The 21584-nt window shown below is 41.3% G+C and carries 19 protein-coding genes; 14 read left to right on the forward strand and 5 right to left on the reverse strand.

Translation table 11 applies throughout. The features are described 5' to 3' along the window. The first annotated feature begins 36 nt into the window (after nucleotides 1-36). From FD723_RS14890 to FD723_RS14920, 7 genes are all read left to right on the forward strand, one after another. A complete protein-coding gene (locus FD723_RS14890) occupies nucleotides 37-1197 on the forward strand; it encodes a glycosyltransferase family 4 protein (protein WP_179065998.1) in 1161 nt (386 codons plus the stop codon). Nucleotides 1198-1262: 65 nt separating this feature from the next. Then, nucleotides 1263-2255, forward strand: coding sequence for a glycosyltransferase family 2 protein (locus tag FD723_RS14895; protein WP_179065999.1), 993 nt, complete (start codon nucleotides 1263-1265; stop codon nucleotides 2253-2255). Between the two features lie 166 nt (nucleotides 2256-2421). Then, nucleotides 2422-3624: a glycosyltransferase family 4 protein gene (locus FD723_RS14900; protein ID WP_179066000.1), complete on the forward strand. Its 1203-nt coding sequence runs from the start codon at nucleotides 2422-2424 to the stop codon at nucleotides 3622-3624. Beyond that, complete coding sequence (locus FD723_RS14905; RefSeq protein ID WP_179066001.1) at nucleotides 3542-4477, forward strand: glycosyltransferase family 2 protein; 936 nt, start codon at nucleotides 3542-3544, stop codon at nucleotides 4475-4477. Before FD723_RS14900 ends, FD723_RS14905 begins: the two co-directional genes overlap by 83 nt. Nucleotides 4478-4569: 92 nt before the next feature. Continuing rightward, on the forward strand, nucleotides 4570-6009 hold the full coding sequence (locus FD723_RS14910; protein ID WP_179066002.1) for an O-antigen ligase domain-containing protein: 1440 nt from the start codon (nucleotides 4570-4572) through the stop codon (nucleotides 6007-6009). A gap of 51 nt (nucleotides 6010-6060) precedes the next feature. Next, nucleotides 6061-7182 (forward strand): glycosyltransferase family 4 protein, encoded by a 1122-nt coding sequence (locus tag FD723_RS14915; RefSeq protein ID WP_179066003.1) that lies wholly within the window; start codon nucleotides 6061-6063, stop codon nucleotides 7180-7182. 128 nt (nucleotides 7183-7310) lie between these two features. Beyond that, nucleotides 7311-8960 carry a GMC oxidoreductase gene (locus tag FD723_RS14920; protein WP_179066004.1) on the forward strand — a complete coding sequence of 550 codons (1650 nt, stop codon included), beginning with the start codon at nucleotides 7311-7313 and terminating at the stop codon, nucleotides 8958-8960. A 155-nt stretch (nucleotides 8961-9115) separates the two neighbouring features. On the opposite strand, the gene FD723_RS14925 is transcribed toward FD723_RS14920, so the two are convergent. The 5 genes from FD723_RS14925 to FD723_RS14945 all read right to left on the reverse strand — a co-directional run bounded on the left by FD723_RS14925 (nucleotide 9116) and on the right by FD723_RS14945 (nucleotide 12877). After that, nucleotides 9116-9301, reverse strand: a complete 186-nt coding sequence (locus FD723_RS14925) for a DUF1902 domain-containing protein (protein WP_179066005.1) — start codon at nucleotides 9299-9301, stop codon at nucleotides 9116-9118. Nucleotides 9302-9373: 72 nt separating this feature from the next. Continuing rightward, the gene (locus FD723_RS14930; protein ID WP_179066006.1) at nucleotides 9374-9646 is read right to left on the reverse strand and encodes a hypothetical protein; all 273 of its coding nucleotides are present in this window, start codon (nucleotides 9644-9646) and stop codon (nucleotides 9374-9376) included. A gap of 117 nt (nucleotides 9647-9763) precedes the next feature. Continuing rightward, on the reverse strand, nucleotides 9764-10303 hold the full coding sequence (locus FD723_RS14935) for a DOMON-like domain-containing protein (RefSeq protein WP_179066007.1): 540 nt from the start codon (nucleotides 10301-10303) through the stop codon (nucleotides 9764-9766). Further along, entirely contained in the window at nucleotides 10300-11418 is a 1119-nt protein-coding gene (locus FD723_RS14940) for a phosphotransferase enzyme family protein (protein WP_179066008.1), read from the reverse strand. Before FD723_RS14940 ends, FD723_RS14935 begins: the two co-directional genes overlap by 4 nt. A 154-nt stretch (nucleotides 11419-11572) precedes the next feature. Beyond that, nucleotides 11573-12877 carry a Tudor-knot domain-containing protein gene (locus tag FD723_RS14945; RefSeq protein ID WP_179066009.1) on the reverse strand — a complete coding sequence of 435 codons (1305 nt, stop codon included), beginning with the start codon at nucleotides 12875-12877 and terminating at the stop codon, nucleotides 11573-11575. A 735-nt stretch (nucleotides 12878-13612) separates the two neighbouring features. On the opposite strand from FD723_RS14945, the gene FD723_RS14950 reads away from it, so the two are divergent. The 7 genes from FD723_RS14950 to FD723_RS14980 all read left to right on the forward strand — a co-directional run bounded on the left by FD723_RS14950 (nucleotide 13613) and on the right by FD723_RS14980 (nucleotide 21541). Continuing rightward, nucleotides 13613-14176 (forward strand): DUF2808 domain-containing protein, encoded by a 564-nt coding sequence (locus FD723_RS14950; RefSeq protein ID WP_179066010.1) that lies wholly within the window; start codon nucleotides 13613-13615, stop codon nucleotides 14174-14176. Between the two features lie 451 nt (nucleotides 14177-14627). Next, complete coding sequence (locus FD723_RS14955; protein ID WP_179066011.1) at nucleotides 14628-15710, forward strand: LLM class flavin-dependent oxidoreductase; 1083 nt, start codon at nucleotides 14628-14630, stop codon at nucleotides 15708-15710. Between the two features lie 126 nt (nucleotides 15711-15836). Beyond that, nucleotides 15837-16652 (forward strand): hypothetical protein, encoded by an 816-nt coding sequence (locus FD723_RS14960; RefSeq protein ID WP_179066012.1) that lies wholly within the window; start codon nucleotides 15837-15839, stop codon nucleotides 16650-16652. A gap of 75 nt (nucleotides 16653-16727) precedes the next feature. Further along, entirely contained in the window at nucleotides 16728-17543 is an 816-nt protein-coding gene (locus FD723_RS14965; protein ID WP_179066013.1) for a hypothetical protein, read from the forward strand. A 229-nt stretch (nucleotides 17544-17772) separates the two neighbouring features. Next, entirely contained in the window at nucleotides 17773-18576 is an 804-nt protein-coding gene (locus FD723_RS14970) for a hypothetical protein (RefSeq protein ID WP_179066014.1), read from the forward strand. Nucleotides 18577-19207: 631 nt separating this feature from the next. Further along, entirely contained in the window at nucleotides 19208-20314 is a 1107-nt protein-coding gene (locus FD723_RS14975) for an aliphatic sulfonate ABC transporter substrate-binding protein (RefSeq protein WP_179066015.1), read from the forward strand. Nucleotides 20315-20437: 123 nt separating this feature from the next. Continuing rightward, complete coding sequence (locus tag FD723_RS14980) at nucleotides 20438-21541, forward strand: aliphatic sulfonate ABC transporter substrate-binding protein (protein WP_179066016.1); 1104 nt, start codon at nucleotides 20438-20440, stop codon at nucleotides 21539-21541. Nucleotides 21542-21584 lie beyond the last annotated feature (43 nt).

A 21584-nucleotide genomic window follows, 5' to 3' on the forward strand; every position in this document is an offset into this window, starting at 1 on the left:
TAAAATTAATGCTCTATTCTTAACAATAACAGAAATATGTATCAGAAAATATTTGACCAAAGCCTGGTTTATCAATGCTCCAATTTTAATGTCGGTGGAAGCGGAGGTGTTGAAACTTATTTAGGTTCTCTGTTTGAACATCGACCACCTGATATTAGCGATCGCGTGTTAAAATCACTGAAAAATATCGATCAAAGCCAGTTCAAACTGCTGCACATCCACAGTCCAGATTTGCTATTGCAGCTTACAGGCGAATGTCCGACTATCTTCAGCGTTCATAATCACTCACTTTACTGTCCTAGTGGCACAAAGTATTTAGCAGAGCAACAGACAGTCTGCGATCACAACTTTTCTTACTTAGGATGTACCTGGGGTAAATTAGTAGATAAATGTGGTAGCCGTAAACCCTTAAGAACCCTTAAAGAACTGCAAACCACTCATCAGTTTTTAGATGTATTAAAAAAGATAAAAATTACTTTTATTGCTAATAGCGAATATGTCCGGCAAGAGTTAATTAAAAATGGTGTACCTCCAGAACAAACTGTAACTCTACACTGTGGAATCTCTATACCACAAACAGCAACAGCACCTTTGAGTTTAGAAGTCCATCAAAATCATAGAATTTTATTTGCTGGACGGATTGTTTCTGATAAAGGTCTGGAATGGTTACTCAAAACCTTAATACATACAGACCCGAAAATTCAACTTGATATTGCAGGTGAAGGCTGGGAACGACCACGGTTAGAAAAGTTAGCAAATACCCTTGGATTGAATAAGCGGATTACTTGGCATGGTTGGTGCGACGCTGACAAATTAAATAAACTTTATCAACAGTGTTTTGCAGTTATCTTTCCTAGTGTTTGGCCTGAACCTGCTGGTCTTATAACTCTAGAATCTTATGCTCGTTACCGACCTGTAATTGGTAGTGCAGTAGGCGGGATTCCAGAACATTTACAAGATGGAGAAACGGGTATTCTTGTTCCAGCTAATGATATCCAAAAGCTGGCTGATGCTATTAATGAGTTGTATATAGATCATGAGAAAAGCCGATATATGGGTGAACAAGGTCATGCTTTATTAATGAAAGAATTTACAATGGCTGCTCATGTAAATAATCTCCGAACAATTTATGCAAAAACAATAGCTGAATTTCCTGATAAAGCTAAAAAAGTATATAGCATTTCTCAAGCTAAATAAAGTTGAGTTTGGTTAACATATTAAATGGTGCATCTTTTATCTATGAAATATAAAGGGAGAAAAATATGTCACTGCATCAAGAATCCCAACAACCTTTAGTCAGCGTTATTATCCCTACCTATAATCGGCCAGAGTATCTCAAGCAAGCGATCGCTAGTGCTATAAAACAAACTTATCAAAATATTGAAATTATTATTTCTGATAATTGTAGTTCAGAAAATCCCCAAGAACTTGTCGAATCTTTTGGTGATTCACGCATCAGATTTTGGCGACATCAGCAAAATGTGGGTATGTTAGCTAATCAACTACATGGCTTCAAGATGGCGCAAGGTAAATATGTTGCTAGTCTCCATGACGATGATATCTGGAATGAAGACTTTTTAGCAAAGCTTATACCACCACTAGAAGCGAATTCTGATTTAATTATCGCTTTTTGTGACCAATATATTATAGATGCTAACGGCATAATAAATGATGTTGGAACTGAAGAAAATACACGTGGTTATAAGCGAGATAAACTAGCAGAAGGAATTTATCAACCTTTCTATAAAATTGGATTAGTAGATAAAAGCATACCTACCGCAGCATCTTGTGTGATTCGCAATAATTTTGTGAATTGGGATAGTCTGCCGTCAGAAGTTGGCGGAATGTGGGATTTATATTTAACTTATCTGTGCTGTATATCTGGTCATGGCGCTTACTATTATCCAGAAAGATTGACGCGATATCGTGCCCATGAGCAAACTGATACTATGCTCAGTGGTAGTCGAGATGTACAGGCAAAACTCCGCAAAGCTAAAAGCGAAATGTTTTGTTATCAAGTTTTTATGGAAGATGCTCGTCTACAAGAATTTAGAACTTATTTTCAACAAAAATGGTTAGAAGCTAATACCACTTTTGGAATTGGTTTACTACGAAGTGAACAGATAGCAGCAGCGCGTCCTTATTTTTGGCAAACATTGAAAAAACAAAAGTTTAATGTCCGAACTCTGGCAGCATTTGGTCTGAGTTTTACTCCGCGGTTTTTAGCCAGTAAGTTGATGAAAATATCGAAATAATATAACAGTATTGTCTAAATTTTGGAAGGTTTTTTTTAACGAACCGCCTTCGCGTTAGCGTCTCGTTAGAGAAGAACGCCAAGGGCGCAAAGAGAAGAAGAAGATTCTCTTCCGCGTGAGATAAATAAAATTTATGCAATAGGTCTATTGTTAAACAAGGTAGTGTATGAAACTTTGTATTGTTACTCATAAAATCAAAAAAGGTGATGGTCAGGGACGGGTAAACTATGAGGTTGCTAATGAAGCAATTCGTCGTGGTCATCACTTGACATTATTAGCTAGTGAAGTCGCACCAGAACTGGAAAATAATAACCAAGTTAATTGGATTAAAATTCCAGTTAAAGGCTATCCTACAGAATTTATACGTAATTTCATCTTTGCCCAAAAAAGTGCAGATTGGTTACGTCAACATCGCTCTGATATTGATTTAGTTAAAGTCAATGGAGCAATTAGCATGGCTGCGGCTGATGTGAATGCTGTACATTTTGTCCACAGTTCATGGTTGCGATCGCCTGTTCATATTTCCCGCGATCGCCGCGATTTATATGGTTTTTACCAATGGCTGTTTACGGCTTTTAATGCCCGTTGGGAAAAACAGGCTTTCCAAAAAGCGCAGGTTGTGGTGGCTGTATCGGAAAAGGTAGCCCAAGAATTAGTCAACATTGGCGTACCGCGTTCTCGGATTCGGGTAATTGTCAATGGCGTTGATTTAGAAGAGTTTACCCCTGGTGAAAGCAATCGCCAAAAATTAGGTTTACCGGAGAATGTCACCTTAGCCCTGTTCGCCGGAGATATTCGCACACCTAGAAAGAATTTAGATACAGTCCTAAACGCCTTGGTGCAAGTTCCCGATTTACATCTGGCGGTGGTAGGTCATATCGAAGGTAGTCCCTTCCCACAACTAGCGGCTTCTTTGGGGTTAAGCGATCGCGTGCATTTTGTCGGATTTCGTCGTGATATCCCCGAAATTATGCGGTCAGTAAATTTATTTATTTTTCCTTCCCGATATGAAGCTTGTAGCCTCGTATTGTTAGAAGCACTTTCTTCAGGGCTACCAGTAATTACTGCCACAGCTACCGGGGGTGCAGAGTTGGTGACGCCAGAATGTGGCATTGTCTTAACCGACTCAAATGATATCGATGCTTTAGCTGTGGCGATGATGTCCTTGGTAAGCGATTCTGCCCTGATGCAACAGATGAGTCAAGCTGCTCGTTCTGTGGCAGAACAACATAGCTGGACTACTATGGCTCAAACTTATGTGGATCTATTCGAGGAGTTAAGCAAGAATGCGGAACACCGTTCTGATACCAACTTATCGCCGTCCACAAGACTTATCACGCTGCCTTTTGGCGCTACAGGAGCAAACTAAACCAGTCGATCAGGTGATAGTGGTTGTCCGCGATACGGATGCAGAAACTTGGCAATTTCTGGCGCAATACACAACGCACAATCTGCCATTGCATACCGTAAAAGTGACACAACCAGGGGTAGTAGCAGCCCTCAACGCCGGACTAGCAGCAGTGGAGGGCGATATTGTTTCCATTACTGATGATGATGCCGCACCTCACCCCGATTGGTTAGAGCGCATCGCTGCTTATTTTACCTGTGATAGTCGTCTCGGCGGTCTAGGAGGCCGTGATTGGGTACACCACGGCAGCAAACTAGAAGACGAATCCCGCCCAGTAGTGGGACAGTTGCAGTGGTTTGGGCGAGTCATTGGCAACCATCATTTGGGAGTGGGAGAACCCCGCGAAGTCGATATTCTCAAGGGCGTAAACATGAGTTTTCGTACCCAAGCAATCGGGCGATTGCGTTTTGACGAGCGAATGCGCGGTACTGGAGCGCAGGTACACTTTGAAATGGCATTCACTCTGACATTAAAGCGGGCTGGTTGGAAGATAATTTACGATCCAAACGTTGCTGTAGATCACTATCCAGCACAACGTTTTGACGAAGATCAGCGAAATAACTTTAATGAAATTGCCTTTATTAATTTAGTCCATAATGAAACCTTAGCTTTATTAGAGCATTTGCCATTTATCCGCCGGATTGTATTTTTATTCTGGGCAGTATTCGTGGGTACGTGCGATAGTTTGGGCTTAGTACAATGGCTGAGATTTTTACCTAGCCAAGGGCAGTTGGCAGGGAAAAAATTGCTTGCATCTTGGCGGGGACGTTGGCAAGGATATCAAGAATTCAAAATTCAAAATGACGCTCGCTGACTCGCTAACGCTGCGCTAACAAAATTCAAAATTAAGGAAATTTGAATTTATTGGAAGCTGCCAAACTTATTTATATGTACATCTAAAATTGAATGAATTCTAGACAGATACTTTTCAATAGTTTTTCACAAGAAAGCTATTCTCCCGAAGAGCGATCGCTACAAGGGTGGATGGCGATCGCAGGCTTTATACTACTAACTGTAGTTTGCTATTTTGCTGGTGCTACTGCCGCATTGCGCCTAATTTACCCGGTGACAGCTTTAGCAGTAGGCATATTTTTATACTTGCGCCATCCCATTCTCTATATCAGCTTTACCTGGTGGATTTGGTTTCTCACACCTTTAGCTACCCGCTTAGTTGACTATCGAGTGGGTTGGGACCCTACCCGTCAAATGCTCATAGCACCCTACTTAGTGGTGTTTGTCACTATAGCAACATTCTTCCGACACTTTCCCCGCGCTTCTCGTGAAGGGGCTTTGCCGTTTGTTTTGGCTTTTATCGGAGTGTTTTATGGCTTTCTCATCGGTCTGGTTTATAACCCACCTATCCCTGTAGCACGCGGATTGATGGATTGGCTCAGTCCGATTATCTTCGCTTTTCACTTATTCATTAACTGGCGAGATTATCCTAGTTATCGGCAGAATATTCAGCGAACATTCCTTTGGTGTGTGTTGATTTTAGGAACTTATGGCGTATATCAATTTGTGGTAGCTCCTGAGTGGGATAGGTACTGGCTAATACAATCAAAACTATTCATGAGTTCTGGAAATCCTGTACCTTTTGGGATGCGCGTCTGGAGTACATTGCACTCAGTCGGCCCCTTTGGTTCCGTTATGCAGGCTGGGTTACTGTTATTATTTACCAGTTCAGGAAACTTAATTTTTCCAGCTTCAGCTGTTGGTTACTTGTCCTTTCTATTAACACAAGCACGGACTAATTGGGGAGGCTGGTTATTTGGAATAATTATGATTATGGGTTCAGTTAAAGCCAAAATTCAAATGCGCTTAATTACCATAATTGTGGTCATGGCAATTTGTGTTGTCCCGTTGACAACTATCGAGCCAATTGCTGGAGTTGTCGCAACCCGTTTGGAAACTTTTTCTAATCTTCAAGAAGATGGCAGCTTTAAAGATAGATCGGGAAGTTACGACAAAAACCTTGGTTTAGCCCTTTCTAATGGTCTAGGTAACGGCTTAGGAAATATTTGGAAAGTCAACGAAAAAACCGGTCAAATTGAAGTGGTGGTAATTGATAGTGGCATTTTAGATATGTTTTTCACCCTTGGCTGGTTTGGAGCCATCTTTTATATGGGTGGATTAATTTTGTTAATTGTTAGTGTTAGCAGTTATGGTGAAGGTCGTTTTGATAGCTTTATCAGTGCTGCTCGTGCCATTGGTATCAGTTCCGCTTCACAGCTAGTTATCGGTAGCGGTATGTTGAGCGTCGCCGGGATGATTCTTTGGGGATTTTTAGCTATGGCGATGGCAGGACATAAGTACTATAGCAATTCCAAAGATCCTCGACTTCTCTAAGAAGCCGAGAATCTGATAAATCTTACAACTTAAATAGGACTCTTATAGATTATGAAAGTAATTATTGTAATGCCACTGGCCGAGCAACGAGGCGGCGGTGAAATGATGCTTTGGGATTTGGTACAGCAGGGACGTAATGCTGGTGTCGAGTGGCTGGTGATATTTTTAGAAAACGGCCCAATGGTCGAACAAGTAAAGTCCCTTGGTATTGATGCGCGAGTTGTGGAAAGTGGACGTTTACGCCAAATCCACCGTTTTATTGGCGCTGTTTTGCGGATAGCTGCGATCGCACGCCGCGAACGTGCAGATATAATTGTCAATTGGATGTGGATCACGCATATATCAGGAGGTTTGGCGGCAATGCTGGCCGGACTGCCTGCTGTGTGGTATCAACTAGAAGTACCTAGCGATAAAACTTGGTTGGTACGAATCGCAACTTTAATTCCAGCCCGTGCAATTATCACCCTTTCCCAAGATGGTAAGCAAGCACAGGCAGAGATTTGGCCCCACAGACCAACACCTTTAGTTTATCCTGGTGTCGCATTAGACCGATTTGAGCCTAATGCTTTACCAACTCCAGAAGAAGCACGGCGGAAACTAGGCTTACCTTTACACGGGCCATTGATTGGAATTGTGGGACGATTGCAACGATGGAAGGGAATGCACGTACTGGTGCAGGCGATGCCCAAAATTTTACAAAAGTATCCCGATGCCCATTGTGTGGTAGTTGGCGGTAAGCACGATTTAGAACCGGATTATGAAGACTTTTTAAAAGCCGAAATCACTGCTTTAGGCTTAAAAGACCAGGTAATTATGGCTGGACTACAGCGTAATATCCCGGAGTGGGTACAGGCAATGGATGTATTCGTCCATGCGTCAAATAAAGAACCCTTTGGGATTGTGATTATTGAGGCGATGGCGTTAGGTAAACCTGTAATTGCTGGCGATGCAGGCGGCCCGACAGAGATTATTACCGATGGCATGAATGGACTATTAACACCTTACGGCGATGCGGATAAATTAGCGATCGCAATTCTCCGCTATCTTGACGAGCAAGAATTTGCCCAAAGTGCTGGAATAGCCGCCAGACAACGCGCCCTCGATTTTTCAACGCAGAATTATGCCCAAAATTTCATTAGTGCAATTCGTTCTGCAATGCCGAGTGTTTCATAGGTTGAATGAAACACTAAACTTCTTACAAAAGACAATTTTTGCAAATAAAACTACAGATTTATATTGATTAATTATCTATCTAAATCTGTGGTTAAAAACCATAAATTAGATTGAAAGGAATTAAATAAATGTTGATTGATAGCCGCAAAGTGCCAATAGATGAAATTATCAATACCGAAATTTGTATAGTTGGTGCTGGCCCAGCAGGAATTACACTTGCACGAGAACTAATTGGGCAAGATTTTCGAGTTTGCTTACTAGAAAGTGGTGATATTGAATTTAATCAAGAGACTGCATCTCTTGGTGAAGGCGAAACAGTTGGAGATCCTTTTCCACCACTGCAAGATATGCGCCATCGTCAATTTGGTGGAATGGCTAATGTCTGGAATATTGAAATTAATAAAAATCAACTTGGTCTGAGGCACGTACCGTTAGACGAAATAGATTTTGAAAAAAGAGATTGGGTTCCATATAGTGGCTGGCCTTTTAGCAAATCTCACCTCAATCCATTTTATGAGCGTGCCCAAGCAGTCTGTAAACTCGGTTCCTTTGCTTATGAAGCTGAGGCTTGGGAAAATGCCCAATCTCCTCGGACACATTTCACAAGTGACCGAGTTACTACTAGTATGTTTCAGTTTGGCCCACGCGATATTTTCACCAATGAATATCGGCATCAAATTAATCAATCTCCTAATATCACCACATTCCTGAACGCCAACGTGGTAGAAATTGAGGCAGATGAAGCAGCACAAACGGTGAAACGCGTACAAGTAGCTTGTTTATCTGGTAATAAATTTTGGGTGGCTGCAAAAATATTTATTTTAGCTACAGGTGGTATTGAAAATGCGCGTTTATTATTACTATCAAACAAAATTCAAAAGAATGGATTAGGTAATCAACATGATTTAGTGGGTAGGTTCTTTATGGATCATCCTTTTATCCGTTGTGGTATGCTGGTTCCACAAAATCGCAAAATTTTTAATTCGATGGCTTTGTATGACTTACGCCGGGTTAATAATGTCACAGTAATGGGCAAATTTGCCCTAACGGAACAAGTGATGCGCCGCGAAAAATTACTAAATATGACTGCGTTGTTATATCCCAGAGATGAAAGGTTTAGATCGGCAGCAAAGGCTTCTGCAAAAATTTTGTTTTCTTCTGTTAGACAAAGACAGTTACCTAAGAATGTTCTTCAACATTTACAAAATGTCATTACCAATATTGATGATTTAGTAGCTGATTGGTATAAATATAATGTCAAAAAAGAATATTTATTCCCTGATTTGAGTCATGGAGGATGGTCTGAACATGAAGGGAATGAACAGAAATATACAAAGTTTGAAGTTCTCAGCCAAACCGAACAAACCCCAAATCCAGATAATCGGGTGACACTTAGTAATCAACTAGATAAGCTTGGCTGTCCTCAAGCAAAATTAATTAATCATTGGGGCGAAATAGATATTTGCAGTGTGAAGCGATCGCAGTTAGTATTTGCACAAGAGTTTGCGAGTGCCGGTCTGGGTGAGTTGCAGATTGAATTGGATGGAGATCGTCCAGTTGCTTCTCTTAGTACCCATCATAATATGGGAACAACGCGTATGCATCATGACCCAAAACAAGGAGTAATCGATGCAAATTGTCAAGTTCACGGCATCTCTAATTTATTTATGGCAGGTAGCTCTGTTTTCCCTACAGGAGGCTATGCTAATCCTACGCTCACCATTGTTGCCTTGGCAATCAGATTGGCAGACCATCTGAAAGCACAATTGTGCCACTAAGTACAGCCCACCACAAAAAGAGTATGGAATTTAATCATTCGTAGGTTGGGTGGAACGTAGTGAAACCCAACATCAACTCTCGATATTTCCAAACCCCTTTTATCGTGACGTGTACTAAGTTTCAATTTTCACAACTCAGATAGGATCTCGATCGCTCAATCGTCGAATGGCACAATTTGATTCAGAATAAGGAGTTCTGGAATCATTTTTCTGAGTTTTTCTGTAAGAGACTCAATCGTAGAAGCTTCTGTTACCAATCCTGGTACGTCTTCACTAGTGCCTACCCAAACTTCTGCATCTGTATCCCAAAATGCTTGAACTTTCAATGTGTTTTGTGTCATGAGCGATCGCTACACACAAATTTACGACGGTAATTCAAGTTTAAAACAATTGTAGACTGACTTCTCAAAACCTCAATCTTTCTTAGAGTAGATACCACCTCCATAAACTGCAAACCCACCGTATACAAAAGCTGGCATCATTAGAACAATCCACCATTTTCCTAGTAGCCACCATTGATTTACAGGTGTACTCGGATCAATATTGTTAGTGATAAAGAACCCCAAAGCAATTGCTAAACTAGCGATCGCATGAATATATATAGGGCATCTGAAGCCAGCTTTCCACCACGCCGCCATAGCAGATATCAAAATAAAAGCAATGAAAATAACTCTGATCGTACTCACGTTCAGTCCTCAACAAATTGAACTCCCTTAATCGCATTCAGCAATCTCAATATCTGAGTGCTTCACACTCAGGAGTCGATATCCTACTAATATTCCCATATTAATTTCAGGTATAACTCACAACTTAACAATAAAACTGTCTCGCCGATGAAAGTCAGCCTCCACACCCCGATGAGTTAACGCCCAGTAAGTCACCTCACCAACTCTATATTTAATAACTGTAGTAATGCCAATTTCAATTTCTTGGTTTGCCGAAATAATTTTATCCAAATCGACATCTAACGCCAGTACCAAAGCATCAGTTTGATTCTGAACACTAAACGGTAGCTTTTCAAAGGCTATTTCTTCTTGCATCCCTTGACGATACCCATCAAAGCGATAGACATTCCAGTGTCCGGCGGGGGAGAGGTTAAATTCCCAATACCGTTGAGAATCTTTGATACCAAGGAAGAACTCGAAGCAAGTGTCTTCCCACAATTCGTACTTGCGTGATGGTGCATTTGATGGTGAAGAAATTGCAATTTCTTTTAAGTCGCCTCCAAGACTGTAGTAGATGGCAAGTTGATTAGCATTTCGGGAGATATTGCCTGTAATTTTCAAATTAGGCAGAGATTTTGTAGAAGGGAAAGGTTGCAGGGAAAATATCTGGTTGTTCATTTCATATCTTGGATAATTTTGCGAATCTGCGTTTCTTGAGATTCAATACTTTCAGTAAGCTTAAACTGGACGATCGCTCTTGCCAAGTTATGTTCTGGGTGCTTAACTTTAAAGTAGACGTTGCCTGCTAAATAATCAGCAAAAAATCTCAGTCCTAGTTCAAAAGTAATTAGACGGATGGCATCATATATATATGCATAATCATTCTCGGTCAGAAATGCTTTAGCAACAGCGAGATAACCCTGGAGGATTTCTTGACACAAATCGGTATCGAAATAAATACTTTCCCAATTCTCGGTTTCTTCACCAGCCGGATTGCAACCCGATCGTAGGCAATCACCAATATCGTAATGTACCAGACCGGGTTTCACGGTGTCTAGGTCGATGACGCTGACGGCTTGCTGGGTAACAGTGTCAAACATCACATTATTGATTTTTGGATCGCCGTGCATTAGACGCAGAGGTAGAATGCCTTCAGATTTGGCATTTTCTAGGATATGTGCAAAGACTTGGCGATCGCTAACAAACTGTAAGCAATAATTAACTTCAGAAGATTCACTCACATTAGTTTTCGCTAAGACTTCCTGGTAATGTTGGAGATAAAGCGGTGTAATATGGAACCCTTCGAGAGTGTCAGCAAGTTTTTCTGGTGGCAAATCGCTGATGAGATTGTGGAACATTCCCAAGGCATAACCGATTTCTTTCGCGTGTGAGCGATCGCCTATACTATCAAAAGACTGGGAACCTTCAATAAAGCTAATTGCTCGCCAAAATGAGCCATCTGCATCCTTGCAATGGTCTTGAGTATCTTTGGTCAATAGTACGCGTGGCACTTCCCAGCGACGATTAAGGGGTATATCCTGCAACCGTTTGTGAACATGTTCTGTGAAGGTACGCATATTCTGCATAATCAGTTGTGGCTGACGAAACACCTGCGTGTTAATACGTTGCAGGACAAAATGTTGTTCCTTTGAGGAATCTAGAGTTACCAAAAAAGTGTCATTTATATTACCACTGCCAAACGCTTTAACTCCTGTAACCTTTCCCAGTTGGGCGAATTGGTTAGCGATCGCCACCAGATTCCGGGTATCCTGTGTATTGATTTCTTCTGTCATGTGTTTGACCTGTACTACTCCTCACTTACATTGCACACAAGCAATAGGGGATATCGTAGCGCAAGTGTCAAGATAATTCGTAATTGGTAGATATGAAAAACAAGATCCCCGACTTCTTTGAGAAGTCGGGGATCTACGGGTTGCAATTTAATAGTTAGGAAATCTCATCGTTATCAACCCACTCATCATAAGATGAGTCATAACCAACGTAGTGAACAAAGTATTGCTTACCTTGGATTTGCTCAATTGTTGCAGAATACCAAGCCTCTTGCTCATCATCCCAACATTTAACCTTTTGACCGACTGCATATCCATTGTCATCAGTAGCACGAAGATCGCGAGTGCGAATGTCATCTTCACCTACCCACTCGTCATAAGATGAACCGTAACCAAGGTAATGAATAAAGAATTGGTCATCTTGGATTTTCTCAATTGTTCCCTGATACCAATCCTCGTCATCATTATCCCAGACTTCCACGGTTTTACTTACTTCATACTGATTCTTATCTGACTTGACAGCAGATGAAACATCTTGAATCGGCTTTTGCTCTTCTTGTTTGATTTCTTCTTTTACTAAGGCATAAGCTTGCAAAATCAAATTACGAGCGACAGTTTGAGTTCCTGTATGCTCGTAGTAATTGGTAGTTTGGTCTAGGAATGCTGCGACAAAATCTAAATTATCATCAGCAATCTGGATAAAATTACCCAAATTACTAGAAATTGATTGCGGGGTGATGCCTGTTTTGGATACTAAGTCATTCATCCAGCCTTGCACTGAGTTGAAACCCTGACTGATAAAACCAACTTTATCAGAAGGATTATTACCTGGAAGAAAGTTATTAACGGCTAAGAAAACTGGATTTTGAGTTATTGCACTAGCATCAGTGCCGCTAATAACTCCGTGAATTTTGCTCAGGAAATCGGGGCCTAAGGGTAGAATTCCATCTAGACAAACTAGAGCAATCATCCGCATTAGGGACGCATTTTGATAGTTATTAGCCAGGGAATTAGCAAACTCTTGGGGATTAGGTTGAGGAATGCCGTTTATTTTGCAAAAGGCAATGATTTCGACAGCTATTTTTAGTGCTAAGTCAATGGATTGAGTGACATCCGCTTTGGGAGTAATTTTGCCTAAAAAAGAGAGAAAGCCGATTTTCTCACTAACTTTATTCGCTAAAGCCGCTGCTGCCATTGCTGTGTCTGCCTTATCAATTGTTTGATAAAGTTTGATTGCAAACTGGTAGCCTTTTTGAGGATCTTCGTATACGCTAACGGCGCGATCGCGGATTTTCTGGATTACCTTAGCATCAGTTTCTCCAGTAATGGTGCGAATACTATTGTCAAACCCCGTCAAATTGCTCCATTCCCCTGGTGCTACATAATCAAGAGCCTTTAAAACTTTGACAGTAATATTGTCAGTTGGTAATTCGTCAACCAACTGAATAATCGATTTGTCCATCAGCCGATCCTCAAAACTCAAAATATGGTTACAATCTGGTTCAGAATAGCCCAGCGCCCACAATAAGTCTTTCTCTGGTGGTTACTGAGCAATTACTAAACTGTATTTATAGAGTTCCCCGAACCGATCGAAAAATTAAGGGCGACTAGCAAAAATTTTGGGTCTTCGAGACGCAATAAATCGCCGTCTCTACAAGTGTTTTGGTCTTATCTGAACTGTATTTAACTATAAAAACTGTAGTAATTCGCTTTCTCATTTAGCATAATTCACTAATTATAAGTTCAGTAAAATTATTGATATCTAATTCAATTGATCAATTTACTCCTGTATAGAATTATCGATTTTTCAGATAATTTATTACTTATTCCACGGTAATTGTATCGACCTATGAGTGTATTAAGTTAGCTAAACTACGGTAAACCTATCAATGAGCCAGTGTTTGAGTGCGATCAAAGGCCGGTAAAATCATCGACTTTTGAGGGAATTTACTAATAAGAATTAGCTCAAAATCACTAGTTGAATTTAAATTTCAATATCCGTTTTTATTCCTGGACAACTTGAAAGCGCATGTTAGAATTACAGCAAAACCGCATAATAAATAGTCGGTAAGCTTAATTAACTTACTAACCTTAGAGACTGTAATAATTGGTCTACTTACGCTTGATTATGGGTATTTGAAGCAAGACTGAAATTATTGAGTCTTAAATAAAAAACATTGAGGTAAAAATATAAATCATGAAATACGTAAATCGTTTTTTTAGTACTCTATTTGTTGTCAGCACTGGACTATATTTACTACCTCATTCGGTAGCCGATGCAGTTACCTTAAGCAATGGCACGATCGCCTTTGCTGAACCACCACGTTTAGTTAGTGCCAGCACTCCATACCGCGATACAAGTATTCCCAATACGACGTACTATTTCACGCTGGAAGTGCCAGCGACAGCCGGGGAACCCTTGCAGGAGGTTACTTTTAACCAGATTCAAGGGAGTGAAGATATTGAATTCAATCAAAAAGATACTTTTGCCTTTGAAGGGACACGCAATCAACAAGGTTCAAAGTTGGCACTCAAAACTGTAAAAGGTAACGACAAACAGCAGACTATCACAGTAACCTTTGATACTCCCATAGCACCAGGTAAGACGGTTACTATTGGTCTGCAAACTTACGAGAATCCTTTTAATGATGGCGTCTATTTATTTGACGTTAAGGCTTTTCCGTCTGGTGAGAAAACTGTCGGTCAATCTCTCGGTATTGGACGCTTTCAATTTTATGGGCCTATGGGTACAGAGAATTAATTTGATTCGGGACTAGGGATTAGACATCTGGTGAAAATGAATGTAAAGACGTAGCAGTGCTACGTCTCTACAAGGATTCTGGATAACGCATATTTAATTTCTGGAGATGTCTATTGGGAAAGATTTTTCCTAATACCCAATACTTAGTCCCTTTTGTCTGACCTATTCGACGCAAAATCTGTTATTTTAAGCATTGGGGACAAAAATTATACTTGTCCTCTATTTTTTTGAGAAGTTTTCGCTACAAACTAAACTCTCTTCAGGAGTAATGTCAATAAATTTTAATAACCTCTTGTTTTTTACCACAATCTATGCAAATCTCATAACTGTATACTACGGCATATTAGTCGGTTTACCGTAGATTCACAGTAAATTAGGTGGGTTATCCGATAAACTCAAAATTTAGTGCCAAGTAAACTTTTAGCGTCCATTACAAGGGTTCTTGAAAGCTATGTCTGAGCCACGCTACGGGATTTGGATTCCCGTTTACGGCAACTGCGGCGTAATGAACCATCCTCTTGAACCTCGTGATGCCAGTTATTCACGAGCTAAGGATCTTATCCAGTTGGCTGAACGGTGCGGGTTTACTACAACTTTGATCGCAGAACACATCATTAATCCCAGAAATCAACAACTAGATCAGCTGGAAACTTGGACAGCAGCAGCAGCCCTTGCCGAAGCCACAAATTCTATCGAAATTATTGCCGCTGTGAAGCCTTTACTTTTTCATCCAGCAATCTTAGCGAAGATGGCATTAGGCATTGATGCGATAAGTGGTGGGCGTTTTGCAATCAATTTAGTAAGTGCTTGGTTTAAGCCAGAAATGGAAAAATCAGGCATATCTTTTCTTCCCCACGATGAGCGTTACCGCTATTCCGATGAGTGGATCAGAGTAGTCAAGGCGCTGTGGAGTGGAGAAAGAGTTAATTTTCAAGGAGATTATTTTCAGATCAGTGACCTCAACTTCAATCCTCCTCCCGTAGCTAATCCTCATCCACGGGTGTATGTGGGAGGTGAGTCAGAACCAGCGCAGGCATTAGCGGCAAAAGAGGCAGATGTATTTTTTCTCAATGGTCGTCCTATAGAAGTGATCCGAGAAACCATTGCTCAAGTTGCAAAACAGCCGCGCGATCGCTCCAAACCACTGGGCTTTGCGATGTCCGCATTTGTGATTGCTCGGCCCACAGATGAAGAAGCCCAAGAAGAATATCACAACTTGCGGGCAATGGTAGTAGCACAAGACGATCGCTCAGAACTGCTCAAAGGAGTTGATTCGGAAGTTGTGATGTTTAAGAACTTGGCCAAGTACCCAGGCGTAGGAAGTAACGGTGGCACGGCTGCTGGCTTAGTTGGTAGCTATGACACCGTGGCTAGTCGCATTGCCGAATTTAACAGAGTGGGAATTGGCACATTTATGCTGCAATTTCAGCCGTTCGCGACTGAGATGAGGCATTTTTCCGAGGAGGTAATGCCACGAGTGCGTAGGCGTAACCCGCCGGAGGCATCGCTAGAACTGTTGGCAGCAAAAGGATAGGGACTGGGAGAAAGTTTTCCAAATACTCAATCCTCAGTACCCAATACCCCCAATAATTGGGCGATCGCTCAACCGTAGAACCCTGAGTAACTTGTCTCATTTCAAACTCACACACAGGAAAAAACCATGACTGCAATTCTCACACGTCCGGCTTGGACAATTGAATTTGAAACTGAAACTATTGATAAACTAATTGATAAGCACGCTCCGCATATTCCGAAGAAGCGGTTGTATGAACAAAGAGCGATCGCCACAAAAGAAGAAATAGATAATTTCTACCCCTTCCGCGTTGGTGGAGCAGCTCACGATCTATTTATTGTGCAAGTTGTCGCTAACATCATTGATAAAATTCCCGACCCGGAATTGCAGCTATTTTTAAGTCGGCAACTTGGAGATGATGGCGCACACGCTGAAAATACCCGTCGGCGTATAGAAGTATTATTTGGCCACGACCCCATAGATGATATTCAAAAGCAAGTACAAAAGCATTGGGATTATTTGGGAGACTTGCCCATACGTGATTGGTTAGGCTGGTTAGCCTGGGAACTACATTATGAACATCATATTGTTGCCCCTGGCGTGTTGAATCGGCGGCTGTCAAGATTGTACGATCCAATATCATCAACTTTTGCCACAGAGAGAATCATTCCCGATGAAACATATCACCGTGCAGGAGTCGCGCAGTGGTGGCACCGTAAATTTGACAAAGCCTCACCAACTGAAAAAGCTGATTTAGCTGCACAAGTTATAGAAGCAGACGAAGAAGTTCAACGCCGTCGCAATCCCTACCTTAAAGAGCATGGACAGATTACCCGCCGTGCCCTGGGTTTTGAAGTTGAAGGAGGAGATGTAATTTATGACACTTGGCGACAAGAGGTACTATCTTACTTCTTCGATATTCCTATTTCCAAACTACCAAAACTCATGAGTATTAACGATTAAAAGCTTGTGTAGCCTCGTTCCCAGCCTGGAGGCTGGGAACGAGGCTAATCCCCAATCCCCATTACCCAAAAAAATATGACAGCAATCCTCACACGTCCAGCTTGGACAACTGAATTAGAAGTTGAAATTTTCAACAAACTGATTGACAAGCACGCTCCTCATCTTCCTAAAACCCGTCAGGAAGATCCTAGACCACCACTAACACCAGAAGAAAAAGAGAATTTCTACCAATATCGTGTTGCTGGTGCAGCCCATGATTTATTCATTGTCCAAGTTTGTGCCAAAGTAATAGACCAAATTCCCGACCCAGAATTACAGCTGTTTTTGAGCCGACAACTTGGAGATGACGGCGCACACGCCCAAAATACCCGTCTCAGAGCGCAAGCTATATCTGGATATGACCCTATAGATGATATCCAAAAGCAGGTACAAAAGCATTGGGACTACCAAGGAGACTTACCCATTCGTAACTGGCAAGGTTTCTTGTCTTTTGAATTACACTACGAACTCCATATCGTATCTCTGCTCTTGCTCAACAGCCGGATTAGCAAAATCAATGACCCAGAATCAGCAAAATTTGCTGCTGAGAGAATCTTGCCAGATGAAGCAGTTCACCGTCTAGGAGTTGTGGATTGGTGGCAGCGTAAATTTGACAAAGCCTCGCCATCTGAGAAAGAGGATTTAGTCGCACAAGTCCTAGAAGCAGATGAAGAAGGTCAACGCCGCCGCAGTACCTATCTTAAAGATCATTGGCAGCTAGCTAACCGCGCTATTGGCATTGAAGTTGATGATTTGCCAGTCATTTATGATGCCTGGCGGCGGGAAGTACTCTCTTACTTCTTGGATATTCCCATCTCCAAACTGCCCAAACTTGTGAGTGTTAACGATTAAACGAGGCACTGGAGACTAGTAGTCTGCCAACCCAAAAATGCGCTTGTGAGGACTGGGGAAAGGGGAAAGGGAAAAGGGTAAGAGATTTAAACCCTTTCCCCCCGCCCCTTATCCCCAGAGGGGGCCCCACCTTCCCCCTTACCCTTTACCCCGCCAAGTTCACTTGGCGAACTACTAGGAACTAAGAAATTTACTAATACCCAATTCCCAATATCCAAAAAGAAACTTTATGACTGCAACTCTAACTCGGACTTGGAATGTAGAGTTTGAAAAAGAAACTCTAGAGAAATTGATTAGCAAGCACGCGCCTCACGTTCCCTTGACTCGTGAACATGGTAGCCGTCCACCAGAGACAGAAGAAGAAAAGGCAGGTTTCTATCAATACTGGGCTGCGACTGGTGGACATGATTTGTCTATTGTGCAAGCTGCTAGTAAGGCAATTTTGTTGATTCCTGACCCTGATTTGCATTTGATTTTAAGCAGACAAATTGGGGATGATGGGGCCCATGCGATCGCCTTTCGGGAACGAATTATTGCCCTCACGGGGCGCGATCCCATTGACGATATCCGCAAGGAAGCTGAACGCCATTGGGAGTTTTTAGGAGATGTGCCCTATCGTAATTGGCTAGGGTTCGTTGCTTGGGAACTGCACTATGAGCATTACATCTTGCCCCAAGTTTGGTTCAATAAACTGACATCCACAATCGGTGACGAGGAATTAGCCCAGAAGAGTAAAGAGCATTTCAATGATGATGAAGCGGTTCATCGGATCACGATCGCTAATTGGTGGCGCAAAAAGTTTGAGCAAGCCTCGCCGACTGAAAAATCGGAAATCGCCGCACAGTTACTAGAACTCGACGAAGAAATTCAGCAACGCCGCGCTCCTTATATTAAACAGCGCTGGCAAGATGCAGAAAATTTCAATGGTGCTAATACTAAAGGCATCGAGCCAGTATACGATGCTTGGCGTAAAGAGGTAATTTCTTACCTACTTGATATTCCTAATCCTCAACTCACTTCTATTAGTCAATAAGCAAATAGAAGGAACATTAAGAGGAAAGCGCAAAACTTTTGTTGCTGGAAGGGGAGTCGCCCGCCAGGGAATTTATTCCCTGGCTAATAGTTTAAGTTTACTGAAATAGACTGGAGATTTTTGGCGATATTTAGTCATCTTCAGATGACTATAGCTATGAGCGGGAATTGAAATTCCCGGCGGACGATCAGTTTAGCGTTAAGTTGACACCAATGGGCACTGCCGTGCCCTACGGGTGTACTCACGAGATCGGGAAACGCCATATACTCTTTTTGTTATTTTTTTGAGAAGCATAACTATTCCGATAATAGTTATGAATTTTGCTGTTAACCAATAAGGCAAAGAAAATTTAAAACTTAATATTCTTTACAAAAATATTTTTTATATTATCAAATTTAGTTATCACGAACACTACGCCGTTAGGCAGATTAATTGTATTATCACTCAACTAAATAATTGCAATCAAAATTTTCTGAAGCTTCAATTTATTCTTTCAGAAAAAATATTCGTAGATAGATTTTCAACGTAGTGATTTTCTCTAAGTTGAGCCTCGTGCTTCTTAATTATTTATAACAAATTATTCCCTTGTTTGGGTGCCAATCAAATTTTTCTGTAACGCGAAGGAGGAAGGATGTTAAATCGACTTGTGAATCAGTTTTTAGCTTGGATAAATCAAAGAAGCTCATTAAAGTTTACGAAACAACCTGGTATACAAGCTTTTGCTCTACTATTTGTAATTGGTTTAGGCTTGAGTATTGCGATCGCATCTTGCACCCCGAATAATGCCGCTAACTCTGTAACTGCGCCGAAACAAGAACCCCAAAAAAGTCAGCTAACAGTCCTGAAAATGGGGCATCAAAAAGGGGTAGCACTGCTAAATATTCTCAAAGCACAAGGAACCTTAGAGAAACGTTTAAAACCTCAGGGTATTTCTGTTACCTGGAATGAATTTTCTTCTACAGCACCCCTACTTGATGGAATGGGTGTAGGTGCAATAGTCTTTGGTGCTGGTGGTGGTACAGGAAGCGTTTTTGCTCAAGCAGGCGATAAACCATTTGTGCGCGTAGCTGCATCACTCAGTAGTGGTACAAAGGGTTCACCAATTTTAGTCAAGGAAAATTCACCCATCAAAACTGTTGCCGATCTCAAAGGTAAAAAAGTTGCTTTTGCTAAAGGCTCTGGTCAGCATTACATCATAGTACGGGCTTTAGAAAAAGCAGGTTTAACATATAACGACATTAAACCTGTTTTTCTCACACCAGCAGAAGCTTTACCTGCATTTGAACGTGGTGATATCGATGCATGGTTAATTTGGGACCCATATACCGCTCAAGCCGAGCAAAAAATTCGCACTCGTTCAATTGCAGACAATGGCACTATCTTTGGTGACAAAGCTGCAATCGAAAGTCCAGGTTTTTATTACGCTTCTCAAGATTTTGTACGCGACCATCCAGACCTTTTAAAAATCATTTTGCAAGAGGTGGAAAAGGCGGCTGAGTGGTCTAACAAGAACACTAATGATTCTGCCAAACTGCTTTCTAAGGTGTACAAGATTGATTTGGCAACAATGCAAACTGTTGAAGAACGTGCTGGAACTAGAGAAGTAGTACCTGTGAATGACGAATCACTCTCAGGGTTACAACGTATGGCAGATGCGTTCTATAAGCTAAAAGTTATTCCCAAGAAAATTGATGTCAAAGATAAAAATTTTAACTGGATTCCTGACCAGAAGTGGTAAATCCAAAGAAGGGAATAGGTTATAGGAGATAGGTTATAGGCAAGAAAACTATAATCTATTTCCTGAAACTGAATTGCAGTTGGGGAAGTAAATAAATTTGAATGTAAGAACAAGGAATAAAAGATGTTAAATCGACTTGTGAATCAGTTTTTAGTTTGGATAAATCAGAGGAGGTTGTTAAAGCTTGTTCAGCAACCTGGAATGCGATCGCTGGTGCTACTATTTGTAATTGGTTTAGGCTTGAGTTTTGCGATCGCATCCTGCACCCCGAATAATGCGGCTAATTCTGCCAGTCCGCAGAAACAGGAACCACAGAAGAGTCAGCTAACAGTGCTGAAAATGGGGCATCAAAAAGGGATGTCTCTACTAAATATTATCAAAGCCCAAGGAGCGCTAGAGAAACGCTTACAACCTCAAGGAATTTCTGTAACCTGGAATGAATTTTCCTCTACTGCACCTTTACTTGAAGGGATGGGAGTAGGTGCGATCGTTTTCGGTGGTGGTGGTGGTACCGGAAGTGTATTCGCTCAAGCGGCTGATAAACAATTTGTGCGGGTGGCTGCAAGTACAAGTAGCCCCAGGAGTTCAGCGATTCTGGTACTAGAAAATTCACCGATCAAAACTCTTGCTGATCTCAAAGGCAAAAAAGTTGCTTTTGCGAAAGGATCGAGTTCGCAATATATGATTGTCCGTGCTTTGGAAAAGGTAGGTTTGAAATACACCGATATTCAACCTATTTTTCTGACACCCGCAGAAGCTTTACCCGCTTTTCAACGTGGTGATTTTGATGCCTGGGTAATCTGGGACCCTTATACTGCTGAAACTGAGCGCAAGCTGCGGACTCGTCTATTGGCAGATAACACTACAGTATTTGGTGACAAAGCCATTGTAGAAAGCCCAGGTTTCTATTTTGCCTCTCCAGATTTTGTACGCGCTCATCCAGACATTCTCAAAGTCATTTTGCAAGAGCTAGAAAAGGCTGGTGTTTGGGCTAAAAATAACAATAAAGACTCAGCAAAATTGCTTTCTAAACTCTATAAAGTTGATTTGCAGACAATGGAAACTGTAGAGTTACGTGGTGGAACTAGACAGGTATTACCTGTGGATGATCAAGTTTTGACGGGCTTACAAAATATGGCAGATACATTCTACCAATTAAAAGTTATCCCCAAGAAAATTGATGTCAAAGATAAAAATTTCAACTGGATTCCTGACCAAAAATGGTAAAGCAGAAATGAATTTAGGAGTCAGAATTCAGAATCCAGAATCC

The sequence above is a fragment of the Nostoc sp. C052 genome (genome assembly GCF_013393905.1).
Taxonomy (GTDB): domain Bacteria; phylum Cyanobacteriota; class Cyanobacteriia; order Cyanobacteriales; family Nostocaceae; genus Nostoc.